Genomic DNA, 12,430 nt, shown 5'->3' with positions numbered 1-12,430 from the left:
CGAAGGAGCCGGCATGATCGATCCGATTCTCATCGAGCGGGCCGAGCTGCGGGTGATCACGCTTCCTCTGCACCGGCCGTTCGTCACGTCGTTCGGCGTGCAACGGGAGCGGGAGCTCGTGCTCGTGCGGCTGTTCACGAACCTCGGCGAGGGCTGGGGTGAGTGCCCCTCCCTCGCGGAGCCGGTCTACACGCACGAGTTCACGGCGGGCGCCCTCGCGGTCCTGCGTGACCACCTGCTTCCCCGCCTCGCCGGACCCATCGCCGGCCCGTCGCGGGTCGCGCCGGCGCTCGCCGGCGTCAAGGGCCACCGAGCGGCCAAGTCGGCGCTGGAGATGGCCGTGCTCGACGTGTGGCTCCGCGCCAGGTCGACGAGCCTCGCCGATCACCTGGGTGCGGAGCGCACGCGGGTGGCCGTGGGCGTCTCGATCGGCATCCACGAGACGATTCCCGGCCTGCTCGCCGACGTCGAGAAGAAGATCGCCGAGGGCTACGCGCGCATCAAGCTGAAGATCCGGCCGGGCTGGGACGTCGAGCCCGTGCGCGCCGTTCGCAAGCGATTCGGCGACGACGTGCCGCTGCAGGTCGACGCCAACGCGGCCTACGCGCTCTCCGACGCCCGCCGGCTCGCCGAGCTCGACGAGTTCGGCCTCCTGCTCGTCGAGCAACCGCTCGCCGAGGGCGATCTGGTGCAGCATGCCGAGCTCGCGAGGCGGTTGCGGACTCCGCTGTGCCTCGACGAGTCGATCGAGAGCGTCCACGACACGGCCGCCGCGATCGCACTCGGGTCGTGTCGCATCGTCAACATCAAGCCCGGCCGGGTCGGCGGATACCTCGAGGCACGACGCATCCACGACCTCGCGCGCGCGAACGGCGTGGCCGTGTGGTGCGGCGGGCTCATCGAGTCCGGGTTCGGGAGGGCGGCGAACCTCGCGCTGGCAGGGCTCCCCGGCTTCGTGCTCCCGGGTGACACGTCGCCGTCGCTGCACTACTTCCCCTTCGACGTGACGGCGCCGTTCGAGATGGCCGACGGTCACATCGACGTCCCGGCCGGGCCGGGTCTCGGCGTCGAGCCGGACCCGGAGGGGCTCGGCCGGGCCACGGCGCGGCGCGAGACGGTCGTCGTGGGGCGCTGATGGGGACGGGGCCACCGCGCCGGAGACGCGCGGAGCCGGCGCTGGAGCGTTCGCTCGCGTACTTCGACGCGCTCGCCGGCACACCGTGGGGGAACCTCGTCGTCGCCCGGCGCGACGACGAGGCGAGGGCGGAGGCGGCCGTCGCGGCCGGCCCCCTCGAAGGCCTCGTCGCCGCCGTCAAGGACAACATCGATGTCGCGTCCCTTCCGACGCGGCTCGGCAGTGACGCGAGCGACGATCGGCCGGCCGGCGTCGACGCGGCCGTCGTGGCCGCCGTGCGCCGCGTCGGTGCGGTCATCGCCGCCAAGACGCACCTGCACGAGCTCGGTGCCGGGGTGTCGGGGCTGGTGGGCCGGGATGGTCCGGCCCGGCATCCGCTGGATCCCGAGCGGATCACGGGCGGCAGCTCGTCGGGAGCGGCGGCCCTCGTCGCGCTCGGCGCGGCCGACTTCGCTCTGGGCACCGACACAGGGGCGAGCGTGCGTGCCCCCGCCGCGCTGTGCGGCTGCGTCGGGTTCGTGCCGAGGCAGGATCGGCTGCCCCGCCACGGTGTGACGCCGCTGAATCCCACGCTCGACCGCGTCGGCGTGCTCGCGAGAGACCTGCGCACCATGCGTCGGGTCTGGACCGCGCTGGCCGATCCACCGGTGCCGCTGGACCGGCCGCTTCGCATCGGGGTGGTCGCGACCGGCGCCGAGCCCGCGGTCGCGCTCGGGGTCGCTGCCGCCGCCCGGGCGCTGGACGCACGCCACGAGGTCACGCAGCTGCGCTTCGGCCGCGCGGACGAGCTCCGATCGATCTACCGGGTGGTCTCGGCGTTCGAGTTCGCCCGGCTGGTCGACGGTCAGGGGGAGCGCGCGGCCCTGCTTCAGCCGGAGTTGCGCACGCTGCTCGACGCCACCCGCTTTCCGGGCGAAGGCGAGTACGCCGAGGCCCTCGTCGCGTTGGCCTCGGCGCGGACGACAGTCGCCGAGGAGCTCGGGGTCGACGTGCTGCTCCTCTCGACCGTGCCCGTCACGGCGCCGCGCGCGGCCGGCGTCGATCGGGCGGTGCACGCTCGCCTGCTCGCGGACTGCACGCCCTTCAGCGTGCTGGACTGGCCGGCGCTGTCGATTCCCGCGCCCGGCCCCGGTCTGCCGGTCGGGGTGCAGCTGGTGGGCGTCCGGATCGACGAGGCGGAGCTGCTCGCCGTCGCCGCGCTGCTCCCGGGCGGAGTGCCCGAGGTCGTCAGCTGAGCCGCTCGAGCACCATCGCCATGCCCTGGCCGCCGCCGATGCACATCGTCTCCAGGCCGAGGGTCGCGTCGTGGGCGCGCAGGTTGTTGAGCAGCGAGACGGTCATGCGCGCGCCCGTCATCCCGAACGGATGGCCCAGCGCGATCGCGCCGCCCGCGACGTTCAGGCGGTCCTCGTCGATCCCGAGCTCGCGGGCCGAGGCGAGCACCTGGACCGCGAAGGCCTCGTTGATCTCGACGAGGTCGATGTCGCCGATCGACATCCCCGCGAGGGCGAGTGCCCTGCGCGAGGCCTCGATCGGCCCGAGCCCCATGATCTCGGGGGAGAGCGCCGAGACCGCAGTCGACACGAGGCGTGCGATCGGCGTGAGGCCGAGCTGTCCGGCTCGCGTCGCCGACATGATGACGAGTGCGGCCGCGCCGTCGTTGAGCGGACACGAGTTGCCCGCGGTGACGCTGCCGCCCTCCCGGAACACGGGGTCGAGGCCGGCGAGCACCTCGACCGTCGTGCCAGCCCGGGGCGAGTCGTCGTGTGCGACGATCGTGCCGTCGTCGAGTGTCACCGGGGTGATCTCGCGGGCGTAGTGCCCATTCGCGATGTGCTGCTGCGCCCGCTGCTGTGAGCGAGCGGCCCAGCGGTCCTGTTCCGCCCGGCCGATGCCCATGAGCGCTGCGACGTTCTCGGCCGTCAGGCCCATGCTCACGTAGGCGTCGGGCACCTGACCCGAGTCGCGCGGATCCGTCCAGTCGGTCCATGCGGCCGGCCTCGCGTTCGAGCGGCGTCCGGCTGCTGCGAAGTAGGGGTTGCGGGTCCGCTCGCTGGAGCCGGCATCGTTGTGCTCGCCGTAGCGCGACACCGACTCGACGCCGGCCGAGACGACCGCCGTCGACTCGCCGGCGCGGACGGAGTGGAACGCCATGCGGGTGCTCTGCAGCGACGAGGCGCAGAAGCGCGTGACGGTCGAGCCGGGGAGCCGGTCGTACCCGAGGCGCACGGCGACGGTGCGCGCCAGGTTGTAGCCCTGCTCGCCGGCGGGGAGCCCGCAGCCGAGGAGCAGGTCGTCGAGCTCGTTCGGATCGAGCTCCGGCACGGCGTCGAGCGCGGCGCGGATCAGCTGCGCCGCGAGCTCGTCGGCCCGGATGCCCGTGAGGGAGCCTCGCCGTGCGCGCCCGATCGGCGAGCGGACCGCCGAGACGATGACTGCGTCTTCCATGGGTGCCCTTCGAGCTCGCCGACGTTATACGTGCGAGTATATTCGCGCCAGTATGATCGCTCAAGGGCGCCGGATCAGGCGCGAGCGCCCGCCGCGATGCTGCGCATGAGCATGGCCGTGACCCCGTCGACGAGGTCGTCACGGCCGATGCGTCCCCCCTGCTGGTACCAGAAGGCGGGGGACTCGGCGGCACGGATGAGCGTGAAGACGGTCAACTTCGGGTCGGCGGCGACGAACTCGCCCGCATCGACCCCCGCTTCGAAGATCTCGACGAGGAGTGCCTCGTAGCGCCGTTCGACCGAGCGGATCCGTTCGGCATGCTCCTCGTCGAGGCCGAGCGCGGTGGGCGTGAGGATGACGTGCCGGCTGAGCTCGCTGAAGGTCGCCTCGACGAGGTCGCGAAGCGCGGCAGCCATGCGCTCGGCCGGGCGGCCGGGGCCGCCGGCGATCTCCTCCAGGCGGCTGAGCGCGCCTCCCGACGCCTCGACGCGGGCGGCGACGATGAGGTCCTGCTTGCTGCGGAACTGGTAGTAGAGGATGCCCTTGCTCACGCCCATCTCGTGCGCGATGTCGTCCATCGTCGCGGCGACGTAGCCCTTGCGCGCGAAGACCCTGGCCGCCGCGAGGAGGATCTGCTGGCGCTGCTCCTCCCGGTGGCCGGGGTCGCGGATCACGCTTCCGCGCAGCCCGATGCGGGGTGTGCTCGGCGCGGTCTCGTCAGGCATGGCTCCACGATGCTAACGGCGCCCGCCCGCCGAGTCACGCGACCTTCGCCGGCCGGGAATATTCTGATAGGTTTATTCTCATCAGTATAATCGTGCCCGTTGGGGAGAAGGATCCAGATGGAGATCTGCGCGGATCTGCCGGCCGTCGTGCTCGAGCTCGGTGTCGCGGTCGGCGACGCGGTCGACGCGGGGCAGGTCGTCGCGGTCCTCGAGTCGATGAAGCTGGAGATCCCGATCGAGACACCCGCGAGCGGCACTGTCACGGCGGTCCACGTCGCGGTCGGTGAGACGGTCGACGACGGCCAGGTCCTCGTGGAGCTCGGCGAGTGAACGAGGACTGGTCGGCCGAGGTCGACGCGATCGAGGAGCGGCGCTCCCTCGCGCGCCGGATGGGCGGCGAGGCCGCGGTCGCCCGGCAGCATGCCAACGGACGGCTCACGGCACGCGTTCGGGTCGCGAGGCTGCTCGACGACGGATCCTTCCGCGAGGTGGGATCCCTGGCGGGCCGGCGCGACGCCGAGGATCGCTTCGTCCCCAACAACCAGGTGGTCGGCCGGGGCAGGGTCGACGGCCGGCCGGTGGTCGTCGCCGCCGACGACTTCACGATCCGCGGGGGCTCGCTCGACAAGAGCGAGTTCGCCAAGCACGTGTACCCCGAGCGGTTCGCGCACGAGTTCCGGCTGCCGCTCGTCCGGCTCGTCGAGAGCGGTGGCGGTTCCCTGAGCGGCATCGAGTCCCTCGGCTACAGCTATGTGCCCGACAATCCCGGCTGGGACGACGTGGTGCGGAATCTCGCGACCGTTCCCGTGGTCGCGCTCGCGCTCGGACCGTGCGGCGGGATCGCGGCCGCCCGCGTCGCGGCGAGCCACTACTCGGTCATGGTCGCGAAGACGTCGCAGGTCTTCGCGGGCGGACCGCCCCTCGTCGCGCAGACGGGGGAGCAGATCGACAAGGAGAGTCTCGGCGGCAGCCGCGTGCAGACGCGCAACGGCACGGTGACCGACGTCGTCGGCTCCGAGGACGAGGCGTTCGCACGCGCCGCGAGGTTCCTGTCCTACCTTCCGCAGTCCGTCTTCGAGACGCCGGCTCGGGGCGAGACCGCCGACGATCCGCAGCGCCGCGACGACTGGCTCCTCGGCGCCGTCCCGCGTGATCCACGCAAGATCTACGCGATGCGCCGGGTCATCGAGGCCGTCGTCGACACCGGCTCCTTCTTCGAGCTCGGGGCCGAGTGGGGCCGGTCGATGATCACGGGACTCGCGAGGCTGGACGGCTGGCCCGTCGCCGTCATGGCCGAGGACTGCCGCTACGGCGGCGCGCTGACCGCGGACGCCGCGCGGAAGGCCGAATGGTTCGTCGACCTCGCACAGACGTTCCACCTCCCGGTCGTGCGGCTCGTCGACCAGCCGGGGATCCCGATCGGATCCGCGGCCGAGCAGGCCGGCACCATGCGCCACGCCGTCCGCGCCCTGTCGGCCGTGCATCAGGCGACCGTGCCGTGGTGCAGCGTGCTCGTCAGGCGCGTCTTCGGGGTCGGCGGGGCCGCTCACACGAATGCCGCGCGAGCACAGTTCCGCTACAGCTGGCCGTCGGGCCGGTGGGGCTCCCTGCCGACCCTGGGTGGGGTCGAGGCGGGGTTCAAGGCGCGCATCGAGGCCGCCGAGGATCCCGAGGCCGAGCGTTCCCGGATCGCCGATCGGCTCGAGCGCCTTGCCGACCCCATGCGCACGGCGGAGGCGTTCGGGATCGAGGAGATGATCGACCCGCGCGACACGCGGCCGCTGCTCTGCGAGTTCGCGAACCTCGCGGCTCCGCTCCGTGATCGCGGGCCGGCGGCCTGGGGCTATCGCGGATGAACGGGCGGATCGCGCGTCTGCTCATCGCCAACCGCGGCGAGATCGCCCGGCGCGTCATGCGGACCGCCCGAGCCCGCGGCATCGAGTGCGTCGTCCCGGTGTGCGAGGCGGACGCCGGGCTACCCCATGTCGCGGAGGCCGATCTGGCCGTGGCGGTCCCGAGCCCGCGCTCGTTCCTCGACGCCGAGCTCCTCACCACTCTCGCGACCGAGTGCGGCGCCGACGCCGTGCACCCCGGCTACGGCTTCCTCTCCGAGAGCGCGCGGTTCGCGCGCCGGGTGGCCGACGCGGGGCTCGTCTGGATCGGACCGGACGCGTCGACCATCGCCGAGATGGGCGACAAGGCCGTCGCCCGCGCGACCATGCGGGCTGCGGGCGTGCCGATCGTGCCGGGATCCGACGGACCGGTCCGTGAGGCGGCCGAGGCGCTGTCGGTCGCGGAGCGCATCGGCTTCCCGCTCATCGTGAAGCCCGCAGCGGGCGGCGGCGGCATCGGCATGCGCGTCGTGCACGCGCCGGACGAGCTCGGCCCGGCGATCCAGACCGCGCGCTCGCGCGGACGAGCCGCCTTCTCCGACGACGCGCTGGTCATCGAGCGGTTCATCCGCCGGGCGCGGCACGTCGAGGTCCAGATCGTCGGCCTGCCGAGCGGCGAGGTGCTCGCGTTCGCCGAGCGCGACTGCTCGGTGCAGCGCCGCCACCAGAAGGTCATCGAGGAGTCGCCGTCGCCTGGCGTCGACGAGAGGCTCCGCGACCGGCTACGGCGCGCCGCGGTGGCCGCCGCCGAGGCCGTCGGCTACCGCAACGCCGGAACCGTCGAGTTCATCCTCGACACCGAGACCGGGCAGTTCGCGTTCCTCGAGATGAACACGCGGCTCCAGGTCGAGCATGGCGTCACCGAGCTCGTTCACGGGGTCGACCTCGTCGCGGCGCAGCTCGACATCGCCGAGGGGCGCGAGCCGGACGGGCTCGCGAGTGCCGCCGCCGGCATCCGCGGTCATGCCGTCGAGGCGCGCGTCTACGCGGAGGACCCGGTCACGTTCCGCCCTCGCGCGGGTCGCATCGAGCGTTGGGTCGAGCCGAGCGGAGCGCATGTGAGAGTCGACGCCGGCTACCACGCGGGCACCACGATCGGCCCGTACTTCGACCCCATGCTCGGGAAGGTGCTGGCGTGGGGCGAGGACCGCACGGCGGCCGTCGGACGACTGCGTGACGCCATCGAGGCGTTCGAGATCGACGCGCCGAGCGTCAACCTGACCCTGCTCTCGGCCGTGCTCGGCGATCCGGCCTTCGAGCGCGGCGACGCCGACACCCGGTTCCTCGACCGATTCCAGCTCCCGCGGGGGTGATCGCCGGCTCACCAGCCGCGTCGGGTGAGCATGGTCTCGCGGTGGGAGTCGGCGCTGCCGAACAGCGCCGCTGCGCTCGCGGCGCGGTTGAGATACCGGTGCGCGTGGTGCTCCCAGGTGTAGCCCATCGCGCCGCTGAACTGGACGGCGTCGTTCGCGCTGCGCACGGCCGCGTCGATCGCGAGCGACACGACGAGCGGGGCGAGCCACGAGACCTCAGCCGCGGCATCGGGTTCGCCGACCCGGCGAGCGGCGTACCGGACGGAGCTGCGGAGCCCGCTGACGGTGGTGTGGGTGTCGGCGAGGCGGTGCTTCACGGCCTGGTTGACGCCGACGGGCCGGCCGAACTGCCGGCGCGTCGTGACGACGTCGAGGGCCAGGTCGAGGGCCGCCTGAGCGGCGCCGAGCAGTTCGGCGGCCGCGCCGATCCAGACCCGGTCGAGCACGTCGGCGACGATCGCGTCGGTGCCCGCGCCGAGGGCGAGCGGCGCGGCGGGTGCGCCGTCGAGGTCGAGGCGAAGGAGCGGCACGGTCGGGTCGAGGGCCGGCCGCGGCGTGCGGGTGACCGTGGCGCCGGCCGCGCCGATCGACACCGCGAACAGGCCCCGGTGCGGCCCCGCGTCGGCCAGCACGAGCAAGGTCTGCGCCGAGAGGTCGGCCGCTACCAGTTGCTTCGCGCCGGTCAGCGTCCACGACCCCGCGTGCTCACGCGCGACGACACCGGACTCGACGACGGTTCCCCACGGGCAGCGGTCGTCGAGCGCCACGGCCACCTTGACACCGGCGGCGACCTCGGAAAGGAGGGCCGCGCCGGACTCGCCGCACCTGACCAGCGCCTCCGCGGCCGCCGCGGAGGCGAGCAGGGGCAGGTCGCTGACCACGGCGCCACCCGCCTCCACCGTCACGGCGAACGCCTCGAAGGGAAGGCCGGCGCCGCCGAGGGCGTCGTCGATCTGCGGCGCGATCGCCCCCATGGCGGCGAGCTCGGACCAGCGGCTCTCGTCCACGCCGATCGTCTCCGCCGGACCGGACGGGTAGGGCGTGGGGTGCGCCGCGTGGAAACGCTCGAGGACCTCGCGGAGATCCTCGCACTCGACGGTGTCGCTGAAGTACACGTCAGTGCTCTCCTCGGGGCAGGCCGAGCACGCGCTCGGCGATGAGGTTGCGCTGGATCTGGCTCGTGCCGGCGTAGATGGTGTCGGCCCGGCTCGCGAGGAAGAGGTCCTGCCACTCGTCGAGCGGGAACCCCGCGCCGTCCGGCCGGACCACGAATTCCGGTCCCAGGACGCGTGCGAGCAGGTCGCCGAGCTCGCGCTGGAACTCGCTCCACATGAGCTTTCCCGTCGACGGGTCCAGACCGCGGTCGAGGCGCCCGCTCATGACGCCCGCGAGCACGCGATCGCCCTGCATACGCATGACCTCGACCTGGCCGAGGGCCAGTGCCAGCTGCCGGCGAACGAGGGGATCGCGCATCCGGCCCTGGTCGGTGAGCAGGCGCAGGAGGTCGGTGACCTCGCGCTCGAAGCCCAGGCGCTGCGTGCTCGCCTTGCCGCCTCGCTCCGCTCCGAGCGTCGTCATCGCGACCCGCCACCCGTCGCCGAGGCCGCCGACGACGTTGAAGAGCGGGGCCGGCACCTCGTCGAGGAAGACCTCGCAGAACTCGGAGCGGCCGGTGATCTGGGGGATGGGGCGGATCTGGACCCCGGGGTCGTCGAGCTCGATGAGCACGTAGGAGATCCCGCGGTGCCGGGAGCTGCCGGGCTCGGTGCGGCAGAGCGTGAACATGTGGGTCGCGAGCTCCGCGAGCGAGGTCCAGGTCTTCTGCCCGCTCACCACGACGCGATCGCCGTCGACGCGGCCCCGGGTGCGTAGCGAGGCGAGGTCCGACCCCGAGTCGGGCTCGGAGAACCCCTGGCAGTACCGGTGCTCACCGGTCCGGATTCGCGGCAGGAAGTACGCCTTCTGCTCCTCGGTGCCGTGGGCGAGGAGGGCCGGGGCCACCAGGTCCTCGCCCATGTGGCGCGTCACGCGGGGCACGCCGGCGCGGTGACACTCCTCCACGAAGGCGGCCGCGCGGTCGGGGGTCCATCCGCTGCCGCCGTACTCGACCGGCCACTGCGGGCACACGAGGCCCGCGGCGAGCAGCCGGCGTTCCCACTCGCGGTAGAGGGGATGACGTTCCGCGCGGTCGAACGGCTCCGTGTCCATGGCGCCGATGACGGGCCGGTTCCAGTCGTGGACCTCCGCGAGGCCTTGCGGTGCGTGCTCGGCGATCCACGAGCGCACGGCCTTCCGGAAATCGGGCAGGGGGAGCGTCGCGAAGGAGTTCATTCTATAATCCATTCTGGAATCAATTCTCGAATGATGCTGATCCAGCGGATCGCATGTCAAGGGCGGGGTCGAGATGGGCGCGAGCGGGCAGCGGACCTGGGGGAGTTCCGTCCAGCGCAGGCGGGACATCGTGGACGCCGCGGCGAGGACGTTCGAGGCCGACGGCTACCAGGGGGCGAGCATCGGCGACGTCGCGGTGCGCGCGGGGGTGAGCACGGGCAGCCTTTACCACCACTTCGGCGGAAAGGCCGATCTCTTCGTCGCCGCGTGGGAGTCGCACCAGGACCGGTACGAGGAGCGGGTCGCCGACGCGGTCCGCGGCGCGCGGCGGTCGGGCGACCCCGACCCGCTGGCCCTGCTCGAGGTCGGCACGCGGGTCTATCTGCGCACCGTCTGGGAGCACCGTGGCATCGAGGCGGTCTATCGCGGGATCGACGTGCCGGCCGAGCTCGCGACCGCTCAGCGGCGACGTACGCAGAGGTGGGTCTGGCGGAATCTGACGCTGCTCGGCTGGCCCGAGTCCGCGGCGAATGATCTCCGGGTGGCGATCCTCACCGCCGCGATCGGCGAGGTCGCCGAGCGCGTGGTGGCGTGCGGGTCCGACGCCGAGGTGGAGACCCTCGTGGACGTCGCGATGCCGGTGCTCGTCGCGATCGTCCGAGGTTAGGCGGGCCGGCCGCCGAGCATGGTGACGGCCCAGCGACCGTTCCGGGCGCCGATCTCGTCGGGCGACCAGGCGCCGTCGTCGCGGTACCAGCGCGCGACGTCGATGCCCATCGAGAGGATGGCGAGCCCCGCCGCGTGCGCGTCGTCGTCGCCGAACTCGCCGGTCGCCATGCCCTCCTCGATGAGGGCGGTGACGATGCGCTGAGTACGCCGGCGGATCGTCGCGATCTCGGCCGCGTGCTCGGGCGTGAGCGCCGCCATCTCGTACTGCACGACGCGGGCCGTCGTGTGGCTCCTCGCGTGCCACGTCGAGAACGCGGTCATCGCGCGCTGGAGCCGCTCGACGGGCGGTCCGTCCTCGCCCGCCGCGGTCTCGATCGTCGCGAGCGCCTCCGTGTGCCCGCGAAGCGAGAGCTCGTAGAGCATCGACTCCTTCGTCGGGAAGTGCGCGTACGCCGCGGCCGCGCTCATGCCGGCGTCGTCGGCGATCTCGCGCGTGGTCGCACCGTGGAAGCCCCTCGACGCGAATGCCCGCAACGCGCTGTCGAGTAGCCGCGCGCGACCTCGGATGCCGCGGGCGTTGCTCTTCCTCGCGCCCGGCGCGGGCGGGGACGTGACCATCGACCCACCCCTTCAACGCTTGACACCCGTGCGTCGGCCGGCAGAGTATCATCGCCAAAGATTCTAAGCGATCGCTTAGAATCTGGTGAGGCGGCTCGCCGATCCGAAGGAGCGAACGATGAAGCGGACGGTCTACCTCGAGGACCACGAGGCGTTCCGGGCGATGGCGCGGACGTTCCTCGAGCGCGAGGTCGTCGGCCACATCGACGAGTTTCGTGCCGGCCACGCGATCGGCCGCGACGTGTGGCGCAAGGCGGGCGAGGCCGGACTGCTCGGTCTGGAAATCCCGGAGGAGTACGGCGGCTCGGCCCCGGAGGACTATCGGTTCAACGCCGTCTTCATCGAGGAGCTCTCGAAGGTGACGATGGGCCTCGCCTCGTCGCTCAGCATCCACTTCGACGTCGTCGTTCCGTACCTCGTGCGGTTCGGCACTCCCGAGCAGCGCGAGCGGTGGCTGCCGCGGATGGCGACGGGTGAGCTCGTGTCGGCGATCGCGATGACCGAGCCCTCGGGCGGCACCGATCTCGGCGCGCTGAAGACGCGGGCGACGCGAGTGGACAGGGGATGGCTGGTCAGCGGGTCGAAGACGTTCATCACGAACGGCGCCTCCGCCGGCCTCGTGCTCGTCGCGGCGCGCACGGGTGGCGGGCCACGCACGCACGGCATCAGCCTCTTCGCGATCGACTTCCCGAGCGAGGGGTTTAGTCGCGGACGCAAGCTGGAGAAGGTCGGCCAGCCCGAGGCCGACACCGCCGAGCTGTTCTTCGAGGACGTCCGGGTCGCCGAGGACCAGCTGATCGGCGAGCTGGATCGCGGTTTCGCGCACATGATGCGGCTGCTGCCGCAGGAGCGTCTCGGCTCGGCCGTGTGCAACCTTGCACACGCGCGCCGGATCCTCGACGAGACGCTCGAGTACGCGCGGGCGCGCGAGGCGTTCGGGCAGCCGATCGGCAGCTTCCAGCACCTCAAGTTCCTGCTCGCGGAGCTGGTCACCAAGGTCGAGGTGACGCAGGCCTACGTCGACGACTGCGTGACGGCGCACGCCGCCGGCGACCTGAGCGCCGTCGACGCGGCGAAGGCCAAGTGGTGGACCGCCGAGATCCAGAACGAGGTGCTCGACCACTGCGTGCAGGTGCACGGCGGCTACGGCTACATGACCGAGTACCGGGCCGCGCGCGCGTGGCAGGACGCCCGGGTCACCAAGATCTGGGCCGGCTCGAACGAGATCATGAAGGAGCTCATCGGCCGCGACCTCGGTCTCTGAGCCGGCGGCGGTCGCCGCCGGCTCGACATCCCATC

General features: G+C 72.4%; 12 protein-coding genes. 7 read left to right on the top strand and 5 right to left on the bottom strand.

Going from position 1 to position 12,430, the window contains the following annotated elements; genetic code table 11:
- Positions 1 to 13: 13 nt before the first annotated feature.
- Positions 14 to 1,135, top strand: coding sequence for an o-succinylbenzoate synthase (menC, locus tag C1I92_RS17165; protein WP_111255872.1), 1,122 nt, complete (start codon positions 14 to 16; stop codon positions 1,133 to 1,135).
- On the top strand, positions 1,135 to 2,370 hold the full coding sequence (locus C1I92_RS17160; RefSeq protein ID WP_111255871.1) for an amidase family protein: 1,236 nt from the start codon (positions 1,135 to 1,137) through the stop codon (positions 2,368 to 2,370). The genes menC and C1I92_RS17160 overlap by 1 nt, the downstream gene beginning before the upstream one ends.
- Here the strand turns inward: C1I92_RS17160 and C1I92_RS17155 are convergent.
- Both C1I92_RS17155 and C1I92_RS17150 read right to left on the bottom strand, forming a co-directional pair.
- A complete protein-coding gene (locus C1I92_RS17155; RefSeq protein WP_111255870.1) occupies positions 2,363 to 3,583 on the bottom strand; it encodes an acetyl-CoA C-acetyltransferase in 1,221 nt (406 codons plus the stop codon). The genes C1I92_RS17160 and C1I92_RS17155 overlap by 8 nt on opposite strands.
- A gap of 74 nt (positions 3,584 to 3,657) precedes the next feature.
- Positions 3,658 to 4,308, bottom strand: a complete 651-nt coding sequence (locus C1I92_RS17150) for a TetR/AcrR family transcriptional regulator (RefSeq protein ID WP_111255869.1) — start codon at positions 4,306 to 4,308, stop codon at positions 3,658 to 3,660.
- Between the two features lie 117 nt (positions 4,309 to 4,425).
- Between C1I92_RS17150 and C1I92_RS17145 the strand changes: the two genes are divergently transcribed.
- Genes C1I92_RS17145 through C1I92_RS17135 form a run of 3 tightly spaced genes read left to right on the top strand, consistent with a single transcriptional unit; the run spans position 4,426 to position 7,513 of the window.
- On the top strand, positions 4,426 to 4,638 hold the full coding sequence (locus tag C1I92_RS17145; protein ID WP_111255868.1) for an acyl-CoA carboxylase biotin carboxyl carrier protein subunit: 213 nt from the start codon (positions 4,426 to 4,428) through the stop codon (positions 4,636 to 4,638).
- A 59-nt stretch (positions 4,639 to 4,697) separates the two neighbouring features.
- A complete protein-coding gene (locus C1I92_RS17140) occupies positions 4,698 to 6,164 on the top strand; it encodes an acyl-CoA carboxylase subunit beta (protein ID WP_111255888.1) in 1,467 nt (488 codons plus the stop codon).
- On the top strand, positions 6,161 to 7,513 hold the full coding sequence (locus C1I92_RS17135) for an acetyl-CoA carboxylase biotin carboxylase subunit (protein ID WP_111255867.1): 1,353 nt from the start codon (positions 6,161 to 6,163) through the stop codon (positions 7,511 to 7,513). Before C1I92_RS17140 ends, C1I92_RS17135 begins: the two co-directional genes overlap by 4 nt.
- 8 nt (positions 7,514 to 7,521) lie before the next feature.
- Here the strand turns inward: C1I92_RS17135 and C1I92_RS17130 are convergent, their stop codons facing one another.
- Positions 7,522 to 8,628: an acyl-CoA dehydrogenase family protein gene (locus C1I92_RS17130; protein WP_111255866.1), complete on the bottom strand. Its 1,107-nt coding sequence runs from the start codon at positions 8,626 to 8,628 to the stop codon at positions 7,522 to 7,524.
- A gap of 1 nt (position 8,629) precedes the next feature.
- Entirely contained in the window at positions 8,630 to 9,973 is a 1,344-nt protein-coding gene (locus C1I92_RS17125; protein ID WP_199521309.1) for an acyl-CoA dehydrogenase family protein, read from the bottom strand.
- A gap of 1 nt (position 9,974) precedes the next feature.
- Between C1I92_RS17125 and C1I92_RS17120 the strand changes: the two genes are divergently transcribed.
- On the top strand, positions 9,975 to 10,511 hold the full coding sequence (locus C1I92_RS17120) for a TetR/AcrR family transcriptional regulator (RefSeq protein ID WP_158564180.1): 537 nt from the start codon (positions 9,975 to 9,977) through the stop codon (positions 10,509 to 10,511).
- Here C1I92_RS17120 and C1I92_RS17115 read toward each other — a convergent pair.
- Positions 10,508 to 11,131: a TetR/AcrR family transcriptional regulator gene (locus C1I92_RS17115; protein WP_111255863.1), complete on the bottom strand. Its 624-nt coding sequence runs from the start codon at positions 11,129 to 11,131 to the stop codon at positions 10,508 to 10,510. The two genes, C1I92_RS17120 and C1I92_RS17115, sit on opposite strands and share 4 nt — an antisense overlap.
- A 118-nt stretch (positions 11,132 to 11,249) precedes the next feature.
- On the opposite strand from C1I92_RS17115, the gene C1I92_RS17110 reads away from it, so the two are divergent.
- Positions 11,250 to 12,395 carry an acyl-CoA dehydrogenase family protein gene (locus tag C1I92_RS17110; protein WP_111255862.1) on the top strand — a complete coding sequence of 382 codons (1,146 nt, stop codon included), beginning with the start codon at positions 11,250 to 11,252 and terminating at the stop codon, positions 12,393 to 12,395.
- Positions 12,396 to 12,430 lie beyond the last annotated feature (35 nt).

Origin of the sequence: Jiangella anatolica (assembly GCF_003236295.1) — a bacterium.
GTDB lineage: Bacteria > Actinomycetota > Actinomycetes > Jiangellales > Jiangellaceae > Jiangella > Jiangella anatolica.
The sequence above is the reverse complement of the archived record's forward strand: the minus strand, read 5'-3'. Positions and strand labels throughout refer to the sequence as shown.